General features: G+C 70.1%; 15 protein-coding genes and 1 pseudogene. 11 read left to right on the forward strand and 5 right to left on the reverse strand.

What is annotated here, in order from left to right:
* Positions 1-82 precede the first annotated feature (82 nt).
* Positions 83-538, forward strand: a complete 456-nt coding sequence (locus GEV43_RS33445) for a nuclear transport factor 2 family protein (protein ID WP_241683132.1) — start codon at positions 83-85, stop codon at positions 536-538.
* A 166-nt stretch (positions 539-704) separates the two neighbouring features.
* Here the strand turns inward: GEV43_RS33445 and GEV43_RS33450 are convergent, their stop codons facing one another.
* Together GEV43_RS33450 and GEV43_RS33455 are read right to left on the reverse strand one after the other, a co-directional pair.
* Positions 705-1,418 (reverse strand): SMI1/KNR4 family protein, encoded by a 714-nt coding sequence (locus tag GEV43_RS33450; RefSeq protein ID WP_160824080.1) that lies wholly within the window; start codon positions 1,416-1,418, stop codon positions 705-707.
* A 221-nt stretch (positions 1,419-1,639) separates the two neighbouring features.
* Positions 1,640-2,110: a hypothetical protein gene (locus GEV43_RS33455; protein WP_160824081.1), complete on the reverse strand. Its 471-nt coding sequence runs from the start codon at positions 2,108-2,110 to the stop codon at positions 1,640-1,642.
* A gap of 859 nt (positions 2,111-2,969) precedes the next feature.
* On the opposite strand from GEV43_RS33455, the gene GEV43_RS33460 reads away from it, so the two are divergent.
* Together GEV43_RS33460 and GEV43_RS33465 are read left to right on the forward strand one after the other, a co-directional pair.
* Positions 2,970-3,737, forward strand: coding sequence for an iron-containing redox enzyme family protein (locus tag GEV43_RS33460; RefSeq protein ID WP_160824082.1), 768 nt, complete (start codon positions 2,970-2,972; stop codon positions 3,735-3,737).
* A gap of 225 nt (positions 3,738-3,962) precedes the next feature.
* Complete coding sequence (locus GEV43_RS33465) at positions 3,963-4,676, forward strand: DMT family transporter (RefSeq protein WP_241683133.1); 714 nt, start codon at positions 3,963-3,965, stop codon at positions 4,674-4,676.
* A gap of 249 nt (positions 4,677-4,925) precedes the next feature.
* On the opposite strand, the gene GEV43_RS33470 is transcribed toward GEV43_RS33465, so the two are convergent.
* Positions 4,926-5,978, reverse strand: coding sequence for a trans-acting enoyl reductase family protein (locus GEV43_RS33470; protein ID WP_160824084.1), 1,053 nt, complete (start codon positions 5,976-5,978; stop codon positions 4,926-4,928).
* Between the two features lie 80 nt (positions 5,979-6,058).
* Here GEV43_RS33470 and GEV43_RS33475 point away from each other — a divergent pair, with 80 nt between their 5' ends.
* From GEV43_RS33475 to GEV43_RS33500, 6 genes and pseudogenes are all read left to right on the forward strand, one after another.
* The gene (locus GEV43_RS33475) at positions 6,059-7,048 is read left to right on the forward strand and encodes an AraC family transcriptional regulator (protein WP_309239978.1); all 990 of its coding nucleotides are present in this window, start codon (positions 6,059-6,061) and stop codon (positions 7,046-7,048) included.
* A 274-nt stretch (positions 7,049-7,322) separates the two neighbouring features.
* Positions 7,323-9,476 carry a PQQ-binding-like beta-propeller repeat protein gene (locus GEV43_RS33480; RefSeq protein WP_309239979.1) on the forward strand — a complete coding sequence of 718 codons (2,154 nt, stop codon included), beginning with the start codon at positions 7,323-7,325 and terminating at the stop codon, positions 9,474-9,476.
* A 74-nt stretch (positions 9,477-9,550) separates the two neighbouring features.
* Positions 9,551-10,186 (forward strand): annotated as a pseudogene (locus GEV43_RS33485) (serine/threonine-protein kinase); the annotation flags it as partial.
* Between the two features lie 352 nt (positions 10,187-10,538).
* A complete protein-coding gene (locus GEV43_RS33490; RefSeq protein ID WP_160824086.1) occupies positions 10,539-11,582 on the forward strand; it encodes a PQQ-binding-like beta-propeller repeat protein in 1,044 nt (347 codons plus the stop codon).
* Positions 11,583-11,615: 33 nt separating this feature from the next.
* Entirely contained in the window at positions 11,616-11,951 is a 336-nt protein-coding gene (locus tag GEV43_RS33495) for a hypothetical protein (protein WP_160824087.1), read from the forward strand.
* Positions 11,933-12,091 (forward strand): TetR/AcrR family transcriptional regulator C-terminal domain-containing protein, encoded by a 159-nt coding sequence (locus GEV43_RS33500; protein ID WP_160824088.1) that lies wholly within the window; start codon positions 11,933-11,935, stop codon positions 12,089-12,091. Before GEV43_RS33495 ends, GEV43_RS33500 begins: the two co-directional genes overlap by 19 nt.
* A gap of 157 nt (positions 12,092-12,248) precedes the next feature.
* Here the strand turns inward: GEV43_RS33500 and GEV43_RS33505 are convergent, their stop codons facing one another.
* A complete protein-coding gene (locus GEV43_RS33505; RefSeq protein ID WP_160824089.1) occupies positions 12,249-13,547 on the reverse strand; it encodes a YncE family protein in 1,299 nt (432 codons plus the stop codon).
* A gap of 310 nt (positions 13,548-13,857) precedes the next feature.
* Here GEV43_RS33505 and GEV43_RS54190 point away from each other — a divergent pair, with 310 nt between their 5' ends.
* Positions 13,858-14,502 carry a TetR/AcrR family transcriptional regulator gene (locus tag GEV43_RS54190; RefSeq protein WP_309239980.1) on the forward strand — a complete coding sequence of 215 codons (645 nt, stop codon included), beginning with the start codon at positions 13,858-13,860 and terminating at the stop codon, positions 14,500-14,502.
* Positions 14,503-14,618: 116 nt separating this feature from the next.
* Positions 14,619-14,990 carry a nuclear transport factor 2 family protein gene (locus tag GEV43_RS33515; RefSeq protein WP_160824091.1) on the forward strand — a complete coding sequence of 124 codons (372 nt, stop codon included), beginning with the start codon at positions 14,619-14,621 and terminating at the stop codon, positions 14,988-14,990.
* A 157-nt stretch (positions 14,991-15,147) separates the two neighbouring features.
* Here the strand turns inward: GEV43_RS33515 and GEV43_RS33520 are convergent, their stop codons facing one another.
* A complete protein-coding gene (locus GEV43_RS33520) occupies positions 15,148-15,492 on the reverse strand; it encodes a YrdB family protein (RefSeq protein WP_241683134.1) in 345 nt (114 codons plus the stop codon).
* Positions 15,493-15,827 lie beyond the last annotated feature (335 nt).

A 15,827-nucleotide genomic window follows, 5' to 3' on the forward strand; every position in this document is an offset into this window, starting at 1 on the left:
CCAAGTAGAGGACGGGAGCACGGCCTGATCAACTCGCTGTCACCCTACGGGAGGAATCGCCTAAACCCTACGGGGGTGTAGTATGGTGATCGCGATGTTAGCGTATGACGTACTCCTGCAAGGGGGCATCGTGGGCATTAAAACCGAGCGTGATCTTGTCGACTTCCTTGTCGCCTACACCCGAGACATGGCCCTGTCGGATGAGGAGCCCGGCGCGATCCTTGACCACTATTTCGTTCCGGACTTTGAATACTGCAACGACGGCCTGGTGATCGACCGGCAGCGGATGATCGACCACGTCCGCCCCGTCCGCAAGAACGTCGACAAGGCGGCCATGGCGGCCGAGGACTATTCCGGGGTGGAGGTTCACCAGGCGTTGGTCGTTGGCGACCAGATAGCTGCACGCTGGACCCTTCGCACCAAAATGCGCAAGGGCAAGACCTTTGCTGCGGAGATCTACCTGTTCGGCCGTCTGGCGGCTGACGGTCGCATCTGCCGGATCGATCAGACCAACAGAGAACTCGACGACCAGCGTTAACTCCCGCCGGTCATAAGAACGCCATCGCGCCGTCTCATGCCTCATCCGTCACCAAGGCGAGTGTAAGAATTTACCTGCGGCGGCGGTTGGTGAGCGGCTGCGCCGTGCCCGAATCACTGGGGACCGGAGACTTTGTCGGGCCACCGAAGCGCTGCGCCGCCGCTGTTCACCCGAGCCAGTCGCCGTCGATCAGTTCGCGGAGCTCTTCGAGAGCGTCTTCGGTACGGGCGCGGACGTGGAGGCAGTCGCCGTCCTGGCGCAGGATCGCCTCGGGGCTTGCGAACCAGCGGGTGGTGGAGTCCGGCTGGCTGGTCGGGTAGGCGGGGAACGGCAGCAGGGTGAAGTGTTCTTCGAGCACAGGGCTCAGCGGTTCGTCCGAACCGTCCATGAAGTCGCAGAGCTCCTCGGGGGCGTGCATCGACTCAGCAAGGACGATCTCCAGGCAGGACGTGGAGAAGGTGTCCAGCCAGCCCTCCCAGTTCTCGGCGCTCTCGTCGGCCAAGTCCGCCCGGACGTACACCGCCGGGTCGGGCCGTTCCAGGTCGGCGCTGAGGATTCCCCAGAACGCGCACGCCTGATTCTCTTCCCGAAACACCAGGGCGCCATCGTTCAGGTAGAGCTCGTCTGGGTTGAGCAACGAATCGTGATTGCTCGTCAGATCGTCTCGCCGCCCGAACAACTGGTACGCCTCGCGCAGCGCGGTGGGCAGCGGAACGCCGAGCCTTTCCCCGGCCGCGTCCAACTCGGCCGACGACCAGCCGTCCGCGGCGCTCAGCGGCTCATGCCACGTGCTGACGAAGCCCCGAATGAACCGCCAGGCCCCCACACGCCCGCTCAGCCCGGCCGCAAGCTCTCGCTTGATGTCGAATCCGTCGCTCATGGCGGTGACCGTACTGGACGCCCCGGACAGGCGAGGCTGTCACTCCAGCCCCCGCGTGGATCCGGCGCGGCCTTGAGATCGTGCAGCACGTTGCGGAAGGTGTCGTCGCGGTGGGCCTTTTCGCGGTCCTGCATGTCCCGGTTAGGGATGGAGCTCGTGCGGGCGAACGGCTATGCGCTCGCAGGCGCCCTCGTTGCCATTTGGAAAGCCTGGGTTGTCGTTCAACCTGTGGGCTTGTCGGGGCAGTCGGTTTCGAGCCAGGAGGCATGGAGGTCCCGGCACGTGATGTTCAGGGTGCCCGGTCTGAAGGCGAACTCGTGGGTGCATCCGTTGGGATGCGGAAGGATCTCGTCGAGGATGACCGGCCCCGGCAGCGTCTCGTCGTCTGCGAGTTCTTCGACGGCGAAGTTCGTGATGCCTTCGTAGCGGATGAGGAGGTCTTCCTCATGCTTCCAGCAGTTGTGCCGGAAGAAAAGCGTGAGCTCGCCCTCGGCGGGTCCGTCGATCCGGGTGAGTTGCAGATCCTTGACGCAGCGCTTGCCGACGAAGTCGTAGTGGTCGACGTTGGTGGCGAAGGCGCGCGCGCCGACAGGTAGCGCGATTGCCAGATCGGGCAGCAGATCGAGATAAGGCGTCGGATCGGTGATCCCGGTCAGCCCGTTGATGGTGGCGTTGAGGTCGACGTGCTTCATACGTTCCTTGTGCTCAGAGGTCTCCGGCGTTATGTACCTGAAGTATCACGGTGGAGAGTCGGGCGCTACGAGGTCAGTCGAGCCTGGCCGGCAGGACGCGCTCGCTAAAGGCGGCGTTTGGCCAGTTCGATGACGGACTCGGCTTCGGCAAAGCGGCCAGTCGGCCCCGCAGGGTCACCGCGATCCGGCTGCTGGCCCTTTGCCTGGCCGCGAAGCGCAGGTTGCCCGCGCGCCCGCCCTGGCATCCCGTTTCGTGGTGTCGCCGTCGGCGTCACTCTGCTGGAACGGGACATCATCGACTAAGAACTTCATTGAAAGCACCTGAACTCCAGGACGGAAACTCTGTGGGCTTGGTGGCCCCTCCCGGCGCCGGCCTCGTCCCGGCCGCGCCGTCCCCGTCTCGTTCGCCGGCAGGGCGAATAGGCCCTCGTTCAGGGGGCAGTGCTCGATTAGGTCTTTCTGGTTCCGCTCCTTTCGCATCGCTGAATTTTTATCGATCACGTCAAAGATCAGAAGGAACATGATCTGTGACTGTGGCGCTACTGGCAGGGACCGGTGAGCTGGGGCCGCTGTGCGGTGTCTTTGGGATGGTTTATGGATTCGCTTTGCGGGTGCTCGTACGGGTCCGAGTGGAGGGGCCTCAGGGTTGGTCGGTTCCTCGCTCGCTCCAGTGTCGCTCAGTGGTCACCTGCGGTCCGTCCGAGCACATCTGGCATATTAGCCTCGATCGAAACTCAGGCATCTCCCTTGGGGGAAGGTGCAGTACGTTCGGGCCTCTTGACATAGATGGTTACGCGTGTGACGATGCCTCTGACTAGGGTCTGTCAAGGGAAATGCTTGTTGGATGGCGGCGACGTCTATGAACACTGAGACTGCGACGGTTGAGGAGCTCAACTTCCAGCAGGAGCGCCTCTTTGCTCAGCTGTCCGGACGTTCGGATCAATCGATTGCGCGCTTCTGTGGCGAGCTCCCCAGAGTTCCGCGTTCGGCGTATCCCGAGGTCCTGCTGGGCATGGGGCACCTCTATGAAGCCTTTGACCTCATGTTCGCGGTCATCGCGGTAAGCGTCCAGGCCACTCATGATGTCTCGCCGTACGAGGCCCGTTACGTCACGATGCAGAACGTGTTGCAGCCGTTCGCCTCGGAGTACGGCATTGAGCCGGGGCGCCCCTTGCAGAGTACGCATCGCGAACTCTACGCAGACTTCTACACGTCCGCTACGGGCAAGCCGTGGCCTTCTCAGTACCCTGAGAAAACCGAGAGCAAGTGGCTCGCGTGTGGTCGCCGCTGGACGCAGGCCATGATCGATCGCCTACAGCAGGCTTGGCCCGACCCCAACGACCGGGCCAAGTACAATCTGGGCTACCACTGGGCAGTCGAAGCGCTTTCGGTGGGGGAATTCGACCATCTGACCGCTGCCTGGAGGTCTCTGGGGTTCGACGCACCTTACATGAATGCGCACTGCGAGGTCGAAGAAGAGCATGCGGGCTGCGCGATCGGGGCGGTGATCGCGTTCTCCTCGGTCGACGATCCGCTGGTGGTGCAGGGCGCCCGGGACCACGAAAGTGACCTCGCGGGGTTCTATGACGAATGCACATCGCTCATCTTGAACGGCTCCTTCGGTTGACGAAGGCGAGCCTGTAGGGCACGTGGTCTTGGGTGCGAGCGGCGTCCGGTAGGTAATTCGGCCCCTGCATAAAGCGCTCAGGCTGAGGTGCGGTTGTTCATTCGGTGGCGGCAGGTGAGGTGACTGATCGAGTCGGAGGCTGCGCATGGGGGGCCGCTCCTGGCCGGGCAGGAGCAGGAGGGCGGTCCCGCCTGGTGGCGTCCTTTCGTTCCTGGGCTGGTCGCCTTGGTCGGGTTCAGTCTCACGCTTCCGGTGACCCGCTTCGCGGTGCCGGCGTTCGGTGCGGAGATCGCGGGTCCCGGCCGGTCGCTGGTCGCGGTGTTGCCGGCCGCGGTCCTCCTCATCGTGCTGCGGCGTCCGCTGCTGCCCCCGAGGGACTGCCTGGCCGCCGTCGCCGTGGTGGCGTTGGGCTCGGTGGTGGGGTTCCCCTTGCTGACCGCGCTGGCACTGCGCAGCGTGCCGGCCGGTCACGCCGCCGTGGCGATCGCGTTCCTTCCGGCGGCGACGGCGGTCATGGCCGTGCTGCACGCGCGAGAGCGGCTGGCCCGCAGGTTCTGGCTGTGGTGCGCGGCTGGGACGCTGCTGAGCGCGGGTTACCTGGCACTGGACACCGGCGGCGGTCCGGGGATCGGCGACCTGCAACTCTGTGGTGCCGTGCTGCTGTGCGCCCTCGGGTACGTCGCGGGCGGCGTGCTGTCACGGCGGACACCGGCATGGCAGACCACGTGCTGGTCGGTCATCGTGGCCTCCCCGCTGGTCCTGACGCTCGTGCTCGTCTCCGGCCGCGGGATGCCGGCGGATGTCACCCCCGTGGGCGTGCTGGCCATCATCTACCTGGGGTTGGGGAGTTCACTGATCGCGTTCTTCTGCTGGTACCGGGCGCTGGCGATCGGCGGGATCGCCAAGGTCGGGCAGATCCCCTGCTCCAGCCGCTCCTGACGATGCTGTTCGCCGCCCTGCTGCTGGGGAGCGCCTGGACGGCTGGACGGTGACGACCGGCTTCGCCGTCGCGGCCACCGTGCTCATGGCCCAACGAACCCGGGAGGCGCCCACCGCACCGGACCCGGACCTCCCCTGATCCAGGCGAACGGCGCGTTCGAGGGGTGAGCCTCAGAGCCGTCGGCTGTTCTCAACCGCGCCCCAGCAAGACCCGTCGCCGATCTCGACGGTGGGTTGGTGCGCTGGGCGTCAGGTTGCCGGGGCGTCCTCGATCGTCCACTGGATGCCATGCGGAATGAGGAAGTCGAGGAAGGCGGTCGGGTCGTAGGCCTGGGCGGGTGCGAGGACTCCCGGGTCGGCCGGGTCGGCGATGAGACGGCGGGCGCTTTCGACGGCGATCACCGCGGTCGTTCCGTAGGTGTCGGGGCCCTGGACGATGCCGCGGGCGCGGCGGCCGTCGGTACCGGTGGCGTCGAGCACGTAGGTGAAGCGCTGGGTGCGGCGGCTGTCCTCGTCGGGCCCTTCGGGCAGGCTTTCGATGATCTCTGGTGTGAGCGGGGTGTTCAGCCGGTCGGCCAGCGCCGCCTCGGTCAGGCCCTGGACATGCCGGACGCGGATGTGGCGGGGGATGGTCACCACTTCCGACACGGGGAAGGCCATCACCGGGGTCGCCTCCGACCGTCCGGGCAGCGTGATCGCGGCGTGGCGGGCGGGCGTGCCGGAGCGCCAGCCGCCGTCGTCGTAGGTCAGTCCGCCCGCCTTGATGGCGTCGATCGTCTCGACCACCGAACGCAGCGAGCCGCGCGACATGCCGCCTCCTCCGACGACCACGTGGGTGGAAATGATCTCTTCGACCGGTTCAAGGCGGTCGGCCAGGAGGTGGGCCATGAGGTCTACCGGGACGCAGCCGTCGTTGGCGGCGGGTACGACGGTGACCCCGGCGTTCCGCGCCTCCGAGGCGAAGGTGTCGAAGACCTTCTTGACGTAGAGCTGCTCGCCCGAGGTGTCGACATAGTGGCAGCCGGTGGCGATCGCGGCGCGGACCACGGCCTCGCCCGATGAGGTGAACGGTCCGGCGCAGTTGATGACGCCGTCGCAGCCGCGGAACGCGTTCACCAGCGCCTCATGGTCGCTGGTGTCGGCCACGCGCCGTTCCGTGCCGGGGAGGCCGACCGCCGAGGCGGCTTTCTCCAGGCGCGCGATATCGCGTCCGGCCAGGACGGTCTCGATGCCGCGTCGTGCCAGTTCGGTGAGCACGAGCTTTCCCTGGTATCCGTTCGCGCCATAAACGGCGATCTTCATGTCGTCTCCTCATGATGGTGGCCTGCGTGACTGCTTGGCCCACGAGCACAGTAAGGCGCGGGAACGAGACGATTGAATGCGTGATTCGCTCGGCTGTTTGCGGCATCGTCTTCGCCGAGACCGTTGTTGGTTACATTGGCTGCGTGGATGTTCTGTCTGATGTGGTGAGTGCGGCGCGTACCGGTCGGCCCCATTCGGGCCGGGTGACCAGGTCCGCTCCCTTCGCCCAGCGGTTTCCGGCGGTGCCCTCCGCCGGGTTCCACATCGTTCTCCAGGGAACGTGCTGGCTTCTCCCGTCGCAGGGAGAGCCGGTCGCGCTCGGGCCGGGCGACGTGGCGTTCCTGCCGCGCGGATCCGCGCACGGTCTGGCCGACGACCCGTTCACCCCGGTGAACGAGCCGTCCCCAATGCCCACCGGAGTCCATGTTGACCGCGCCGCCGAAGCGTCAGCCGACCGGCCGCCCACGGTGGTCATGCTCTGCGGCGCCTACCTCCTGGACGGGTCCGGACCGCATCCGCTTCTGAACGATCTGCCCGAGGTCATCCATCTACCGACGCGGGTGGGGCGGCACGGGGAACTGCGCGCAGCGGTCGAACTCCTCGGCGCGGAACTCGACGGTGACGCCCGCCCGGGTTCCGACACCATCGTGCTCACTCTGCTGGATCTTCTCCTGCTCTACATCCTGCGCGCGTGGTTCGAAGAACAGCGCGTCCTCGGCCACTCCGCCACCGGCTGGGCCGCGGCCCTGCACGACCCCGCCGTCGCCGCCGCCCTGCGCGCCATCCACGAAGACCCCGGCCGGTCATGGACCGTCGAGGAGTTGGGCGCGCAGGCACGCCTGTCCCGCGCCGCGTTCGCCCGGCGGTTCACCCATCTGGTCGGCCAGCCGCCGCTCAGCTACCTGACATGGTGGCGGATGACCACCGCCGCTCGGCTCCTGCGCACCTGCGACGCCCCCGTCAACACGATCGCCCAACGGGTCGGCTACAGCTCGCAGTACACCTTCACCCACGCCTTCAAACGCCAGTACGGGTCACCGCCCGGCACGTACCGGTCCCACACCGGCTGAAACGCGGCACCCGTGCACGGCAGCCGTCCCGATACCACCCGGGGCGGGCGTCGAGAAGGTGGCGAAGGTGCTGGCCGGACAGGACGGCTCGAACCGTCCCGCGATCGCGGGCCTCCGGTTCGCTGGCCCACATCTCGATGGCGCGGCAGGTCGTGATGGCGAGTCAGTCGGGGCCGGGCTTGAGCACGCTCCCGGGCCGGTGATCTCCTATAGACAAGCGTATCTATTTGATACGCTGCGTGTCCGGTTGTGGTGGCTTCGGTGAGGGACGTGAGTGCGGCCGTTTCTAGCTGGTGACCCGGCGTGGGTCGGTCGGTACCGGTTGCTCGGACGTCTGGGGGCCGGCGGCATGGGGACGGTCTTCCTCGCCGTGTCGCCCGGCGGACGGCTCGTGGCGCTCAAGGTCGTCCGGTCGGACTTCGCCGCCGACGAGGGCTTCCGTGAACGGTTCCGGCGGGAGATCGCCGCCGCGCGCCGGGTCGGCGGCGCCGGTACCGCGCCGGTGCTGGACGGCGACGCCGACGCGCCGCGGCCCTGGTTCGCCGCCGCCTATGTGCCGGGTCCCACGCTCGCCGAGGCCGTCGGCGCCGTCGGCCCGTTCCCGGAGGGGGCGCTGCGCGCGCTCGGCGCAGGGCTGGCCGAGGCCCTGCTGGACGTCCACGCGGCGGGTCTGGTCCATCGGGATCTGAAGCCCGGGAACATCCTGCTCGCCGAGGACGGCCCGAAGATCATCGACTTCGGCGTCACCAAGGCCGTCGACGCCTCCCAGCTCACCGCGACCGGCGCCATGGTCGGGACGCCGGCGTTCATGTCGCCCGAGCAGATCGCCGAGAGCCGGGACGCGGGCCCCGCGTCCGACGTGTTCTCGCTGGCGGGCGCGCTCGTGTACGCGGCCACCGGAGCCGGGCCGTTCAGCGCCGGAGACCCGGCCTCGCTGATCTACCGGGTGATGTACGAGGAGCCGCGGCTCGACGGGGTGCCCGGCCCGCTGCGCGGGGTGCTGTCGGCCTGCCTCGCCAAGGAGCCGGACAGGCGTCCCGTGCTGCCGGCGCTGCTGGAGGCGTTCCTCCCCGCCGATCCGGCGGCGCTGCTGTCTCCCGCCCTTCGCCGGGAGGTGGCGGCGCGGGAGGCGGAGGCCGCCGCGCTCGCCGGGGGAGCGGTCACGCCGCCGCCTCCGCCGCCGCGGATCGACGGGGAGGACGCGCGCGGGCCGGGCCGCCGGCGCGTCCTCGGCCTGGCGGCCGCCGCGGCCGTCGGGGCGCTGGGCGCCGGGGGCGGCGCCACGGCCTGGGCACTGACCCGCGGCGGCGGGAAGCCGGCGAAGCCGGTGCCGCGCCCGGCCCGCCTCGTCGCGGCTCCGGACGCCGCCTGGACGCTGTCGTGGCCCGGGAAGTTCGAGGACGGCCTGCCGCTGGACGTCTCGCCGGCCGGCGGCACGATCGTGTGGCGCGGGCTGAAAGGCATCTGCGGGATCGACGCCGCCTCGGGCCGCTGGCTCTGGATGTTCGACCGTCCCGTCGGGAGCACGACCACGCGCGGGTACGGCGTCTTCGGAGACCGGGTCTTCGGCCTCGCGCACCGTTCGTCCCCGCGGCCGAACTCCCTCTACGTCATCGACCCGGTGACGGGCGCGTCCTCGACGATCGAACTGCCCGGCGACGTCACCAGGCTCGCCGAGGTGTACGGGCGGGTCGGCGGCACCGTGTTCGTGGGCGCGGCCACGCGCGGCACCGGCGACCAGACCGTCGTGCTCGCCGTGGACGTGGCGAGCGGACGGGTCCTGTGGCGCCGCCCGAGCGGAGCCCGCAAGATCTACGGCGCGGCCGACGGCGGCGCGCTGTACGTCGTCACTCCCGCGAAGGTCCTCGGCATCGACGCCGGGACCGGGGCGCGGCGGTGGGAACGGACCTGGTTCACGGGCAGGGCCGACCGCTCCACGGCCTATCCGGCGACGCTGGGCGACGGGTACCTGTTCTTCACCGCGACCGGCGCCTCCACCTTCTACGCCGTCGGCACCCGGGACGGGACGATCGTCTGGACGAAGCGCGCCGACGACATGCAGCGTCCCGTCCTGCCGGTGGGGCCCGACGTGATCGCCGCCGGGGAGAAGGGCTTCTACGCCTACGACCAGGCCACCGGAGCCCTCCGCCGCCGGCAGACCTCCAGTCCCGCCGGCCTCGACTGGATCGGCGGCTCCGCGTCCGCCGCCGGCTCCGCCGAGCTGGTCGCCGCGTCGTTCACCGGCCACGCGGACTCGTCCGGCACGAGCGGGGACAGCGGCTTCTTCGTCGCGGGCACCGGCGGCGGACCGGTCTGGGCGCATCGCGGGCCGGCCTACAACAACGGCGGCTGGGGCCTGGCCGTGGCCGGCCGCGCCGTCTACGCGACCGACAACCGGCGCCTCCGCTGCTTCCGGCCTTCCGCCTGATGGCCGCGCTGGAGCCCGGCGACCCGCGCCGGATCGGACGGTACCGGCTGCTGGGCCGGCTGGGCGAGGGCGGCATGGGCCGCGTCTACCTCGGCGCGTCGCCGGCCGGACGCGCCGTCGCCATCAAGGTGGTGCGGCCGGAACTGGCGGACGACCCGGCCTTCCGCGCCCGGTTCCGCGCCGAGGCGGAGGCCGCCCGGAAGGTCTCGGGCGCCTTCACCAGCCCGGTGGTCGACGCGGACCCCGACGGGACGGTGCCGTGGCTGGCGACCGCGTACGTGAACGGGCTCAGCCTGAAGGACACGATCGACCGGTACGGCCCCCTGCCCGAGCCGCCGCTGCGGAGCCTCGGCGCGGGACTCGGCGAGGCGCTGGTCGCCGTCCACGCGGCCGGGCTGGTGCACCGCGACCTCAAGCCGGGCAACATCCTGCTCGCCCGGGACGGCCCGAAGATCATCGACTTCGGCATCAGCCGGGCCGCCGACGGGACCAGGCTCACGGCCGCGGGCCGGTTCGTCGGCTCGCCCGGCTACATGTCGCCCGCGCAGATCCGCGGGGAGGACCTGGGGCCGTCCGACGACGTGTTCGCGTTCGGCGCGGTGCTGGCCTTCGCCGCCACCGGACGTCCGCCGTTCGGGACCGGCCCCGTGCAGGCACGGCTCCACCGGACGCTCCACCAGCCGCCCGACCTGGAGGGCGTGCCGCCGTCCCTGGTGGCGCTGGTCGCCGCCTGCCTGAGCGGCGACCCCGCCCGCCGTCCGCCCGCGACGCTGCTGCCCCGGCTGCTGGCCGCGCCGCCGTTCGCGCAGGGCTGGCTGCCCGACGGCATGGACCGCCAACTCCAGGAGCACGAGCGCACCCTCGTCATGGACCTGAGGGCCGTCTCCCGTGCGGCGGCACGGCGCAGGCTCCTGCGAGGCGGCGCGGCCGTGGCCGGCCTCGCGGTCGTCGGGGCGGAACCGCTGCGGCGCTGGCGGCCGGCGATCCGGGCGGAACCGTTCCACCGCCCCGGTTCCTGTGGCGGACCACGCTGCCGATCCGCGGCGACATCACGCTGCCCGGGTGTTCGCGCACACTGTCGCGGTCTTCGGGGCGTTCTCGAAGAAGGCCGTCGCCTACGACACGGCAACCGGACGGCGGCTGTGGTCGGACAAGACGAACCACGCCACCGCCGACGAGACCCTCATCTACACGCAACTCGGCCGGGGCGCCGCGCTCGTCGCCATGGACCCCGCCTCGCGGGCGCACCGCTGGAGCGCCGCGCTGCCGTCCGGCTACAACGTCCGGGAACTGTACGGCCCGGCCGGCGGGCTGCTCGGCCTGAGCGACGGCGAAGGAACGGTCATCGGCGTCGACGTCCGGACGGGACGGCTGCTGTGGAAGCACCGCGCGCCCGCGACGGCCGAACTCCGCGGGTTCCTGAACGGCGGTCTCATCGCCGCTTCCTCCACCGCCGTTTCCGCGCTCGACGCGAGGACCGGTGCGGCCCGCTGGGAACGCCCGCTCTCCGCATCGGGCGTGATCGTCCCAGGAAGCGGAGACCTGCTCTTCATCGGCTCGGCCCGGCACTCCCTCGACGCGGTGTCGTCCTCCACCGGCCGGACGGTCTGGACCGCCCGGCTCCCGGCCGGTGCGGGCGACCTCCGCCGCGACACGCCCACGGTCACCGCGACGAACGGGACGACCTACGTGGGCGCCGCGTCCCTCTACGCGCTGGAGTCGGCCACCGGGCGGCTGAGATGGGCGTACGAGCCGTCCCTGCCTGGAGGCGGGGACCGGACGTTCCTGGTGAACGGACGGCGCGCCTACATCCTCGACGACCACAAGCTGATCGCGCTCGACGCCCGCACCGGCCGCCGCCTCTGGTCGGCCGACACCCCCGGCGACGACACCGCCCCGCTGATCGCCGCCGGCGGCCTGGTCTGCACCGGCGCCGCGGGCGTCACGGGCTCGGGCCTGTACGGCTGGGACGAGGCCACCGGCACGCTGATGTGGAGGCACCCCCTGGCATCGTCGAGCGGCACCGACCAGTGGCTGCTGACCAGCGCCGCCTCCACCCTCGTGGCACTCCGGAACGAAACCCTCGCCGCCTTCCGCCTCCCCTGACCCGCGACATCCCGACCGCGCATCCACGCCACCATGTGGGAGCCCGTGCGCCGCGCCGATCCGGTGTTGCAGGATGATCGCGATCACCACGGTGCCGAACGATCCGTCCACCCGCTGGATGATCCGGCTGGCGCTGGTCGCGGCGGCCACCTGCTCGGCGGACAACTGCCGGTAGGTGGCGGTCATCGCGGTCAGCAGCACGGCTCCGATGCCCGCACCGCTGACGAACAGCGCCGCCGCCAGGAGCGGCTGGCTGGTGTGCGGCCCGGCCGCGGCGAACGGGATCGTGCCGAGGGCGACCAGGCTCATGCCGGCGCGCGGGTCGCCGGTGTCGCCGCGGGGACCTTCGCGTGCCCGACCCGGCGCTGAGCGCGCACCAGTTCGTCATGCTGCTCGGCGCCGAGGGGCAGGTACGTTCGCTGCGCGGCGTCCAACCCCTCGACGACGAGGAGATCCAACGGATCGTCCACCAGACCACCGACCTGGTCATGCGGGCCCATCACCGCTGAACGGCACGGCAGGTCGGGTTCTCTGCGCGCCCGGGGCGTGAAAGGCGCGCGGCCCGGCCCCTGAGCCGGCGCGGGTGAAGGCAGGGCGGCCCAGGAAGCAGCCGGTGTCAGTGGTCGGCTGAAGGTCGGGCCCCGCGCCGAGGTGTTCGGACGGTGGTCAGTCGGTGGGGCCGGTCCAGTCGGCGGGGATGCGGGCGACGCGGACGCGCTGGGGGTGGTCGCCGACGGGCACCGACACGGTCTTCTGGCCGGTGGCGAAGCTGATCGCGGTCACCTGGTCGGCGCCGCTCTCGGAGATGACGCAGGACTTGCCGTCGCCGCTCACGGTCGCCCAGTACGGCTTGGAGGCGTTGACGAGCGGTCCCTGCTGGAGGGTGGCGCGGTCGACGACGGTGGCGTAGTCGTCCATCGTCCCGGCGACGCACAACTTGCCGCCGCCGGGGCCCATGGACAGGCCGTGGTGGCGGGAGTCGTTGACGAAGGTGGTGCGGTCGTCGCTGGTGGCGGGGTTCTTCGGCAGCGTCTTGACCCGGGTGATCTTGTCGGTGGCGACGTCGTACTCCACCAGGCCGTTGAAGTAGGAGACCTGGAAGTACAGCTTGGAGAAGTCCGGGCTGAACACCGCGGGCCGGACGGCGTTGGACAGGTCCTTGCGGCCGAAGGCGTCCAGCCGCGAGCGCATGTCGATGGTCCTGACGACCTTGTAGGTGGAGGCGTCGGCGATGGTGATGTGCCGGTCGCCCTTGAGGAAGTCCTGCCAGGGCGCGTCGAGGTCGTTGTTGACCTCGCCGATCGACATGTTCCAGATCTTCCCGTCGGGGGTGAAGACGTTCTCGTGCGGTTTGGCGCCGGTGGCGAACGAGCCGAGCTGCCTGCCGGTGCTGATGTCGAGCACGTAGACGTTGTTGGACAGCGACGAGGAGACCGCGACCCTGGTTCCGTCGGGGGACAGGGCCATGTGGTCCGAGCGGTAGCCGGAGACCGGGAACCGCCACTTGACCTTGCCGGTGGCCAGGTCGATGGAGACGACGTCGCCGAAGCTGGGCCGGGAGGCGACCATCGCCGTGCCGTCGGGGGTGGAGTACATGTCGTCCACGAACTGGTCGTGGCCCTCGCCCGCGGTCAGGCGGATGCCGAGGAAGACCGCGAGGTTGAGCGGGTTGGTGTAGATCGCCGCCAGCCGCTGGTCCTTGTCGGGGATGACGTTGATCCGGCCGATCTTGCGGAAGTCGCCGCTGGACCTGATGACGTCGGCGGTGCCGTCCCAGTTGTTGCCGACGAACATCACCTCCTGGAGCGCGGGCGCCGCGTGCGCGGCCCCCGCGGAGACGACGGCGGGCACGGCGGCGCCGGCGGCCAGGACGGCCGCCGCGGCGATGGTCCGCAGCCGCCGGAGCCCGCGGGCGGGGCCGGTGCCGGCGGGGCGGGCCTGGGCAGGGGTGGGTGCAGCATGCATGTCGCTTCTCCAGGGGGTGGGGTGCCCGGAACGGGCGGGAAACGTGAAGCTGCTCTGCGTTCGGGACCGGCGCGCGGCGTTGGGCGGGGATGCGTTCAGCGGGGCCGCGGAGTCGGCGGTTCGGTTGCCGGTGGATGGCGGTGTCGGGCGGGCCGGCCTGGGGTGCGCCGGCTTCGTGGGCCTTCCGCGCAACCCTCCAACTCTGAATATCACCGTATTCAGAGTTGGGTTACTGGATAGTATGCAGGCGTGGGCGGACGGTGCAAGACCCGTGCGGGAGGATTGTGCGCACCACGAGGCAGGGGGCGCAGTGGCGGGCAGGATCACCCCGGCGCGGGGCCGGTACGGGGGCAGGGACGCGGCCGAGCGGCGGGCCGAGCGGCGCGGCCGGTTCCGTGAAGCGGGCCTGGAGCTGTTCGGCGCCGGCCCGGGATACCGGGCGACCAGGCTCGGAGACCTGTGCAGGGCGGCCGGACTGTCGACCCGCCAGTTCTACGAGGAGTATCGCACGCTGGAAGACCTCCTGGCCGACCTCCACCTCTACGTCAACGCGGTCGCCGAGAGAGCCGTCCTCGACGTGCTGCCCGACGTTCGGCACCTTCCCGCGCCCGAGCGGATCACCGCGTACGTGCACGCCTACGTCAGGGGCGCCACCGGCGACATGCGCCACGCCCGCATCGCCTACGTCGAGGTCGTCGGTGTCAGCCCCCGCATGGACCGCCAGCGCCTCGAACGCCGCGCCGCCTGGATCGAGCTGGTGAGCCAGATGGCGGACGAGGCCGTCGAACGCGGAGAAGCGCCCCCGGGCGACTACCGCATCGCCGCCGCGGGCCTCATCGGCGCCGTGAACGGCCTGATGCACGACTGGGTCGTCGGATGGGTCGACGCCTCCCTGGAGGAGATCACCGACGAACTCCTACAGATCATCCTTGGCAGATACAAGATCACCACCTGAGCGCGAGCCGCCTCGGTCTCGTCCCGGCCGCCTGAGACAGCCGACCGGGAGCGGTCGCCGGGCTTGACCTTGACGTCGACGGCAGGCTTTACGCTGTGCCGCCTATGGAACACGACGTGCTGCTGCGACACGACCAGTCCTTCTTCCAGGCTTTGATGGACGCCGACACCGCCCGGCTGGAGGAGCTGCTCGCCGAGGACTTCCTCCTGGTGGGCGTCGAGGACGGCTCGGTCGCCGACAAGGCCGCCCTGCTCACCCTGATCGCCGACGGCGCCCTGCGCTTCCCGGCGATCGGCTCCTTCCCCGACGAGGCCATCGTCCGCCGGGTCGGTGACGTCGGTGTGGTCGTCGGCCGAACGAGCATGACCTTCGACAACCCGGATGGCACGACGTTCAGCGCGGGCAGCCGCTACACCCACGTCTTCGCCGCCGACGCCTCCGGCGGGTGGCGCCTGCTCTCGGCCCAAGGCACGGCCATCAAGCCCTGACAATCCTCGAAGAGACCGCCAAGTGAACGATCTGATCCACAGGGACATCGAGGTCTGGAATGGGGCGGACCGTTCCCTCCCTGCCGGGGGAACGTGTGGGTGGAGAAGGCGCTGCGAAGGCCGGCGGAGAGAATCGCCCGTCTATCCAGCGCCGGAGCTAGCGGGCGGCGTGGAAATGAGCCTCACGGTCGACCGTCGCCAGAGCGGTGTTGAGCAGCGCGATCACGGCGAAGGCAAGCGCCGGCGCCGGACGGTCGAGGCCGTAGAGCGCCAACGCTCCGGCCCCGAAAACCGCGGCCTTCACCAGCAGCACGAACGGCAACGCGACCTTGAACCGTGCCTTCGGCGCGGCGAGAAGGCCCCACAGGAGCATCGCGGCGATCGGCGTCCCGATTCCGAGGAGGATATTGACCAGCACGTTCCCGCCGGTCGTGAAACCCCACCAGGCGAGCGCGACGATCGCCGCGACCTCCAGCAGGAAGGCGAGGCCCTCGTTCGCCAAGTGCAATGGCCCAGGTAGACGCACGCCGACACCTTACTTGGTGCGGAGGAGACCTCCTGACGGGAGGGCCGCGGGGCCCCTGGCGGTCGGAGAGCGGCGCCCCCAAGCCCCACCGTTCCGTTCCGTCGAGCGCCGGACGCGTAGAGGTAGGCGCCCACGAATGGTGCGGGAAAGGCGTCCCGATCCGGCAGTGGACGGCATCGGGATTCACGTGCACCGCGGGGCATTCTCGCCGGTCAGGGGCGAATTCGTAGACCTGGTGAATTAAGCGCCGCTCCCCGCCGACCAGAACGGCTCCACATCGGAACGGCTGCCGGAGTGCCGGCGGCCGACGT

Source organism: Actinomadura sp. J1-007, assembly GCF_009793335.1.
GTDB lineage: Bacteria > Actinomycetota > Actinomycetes > Streptosporangiales > Streptosporangiaceae > Spirillospora > Spirillospora yumaensis.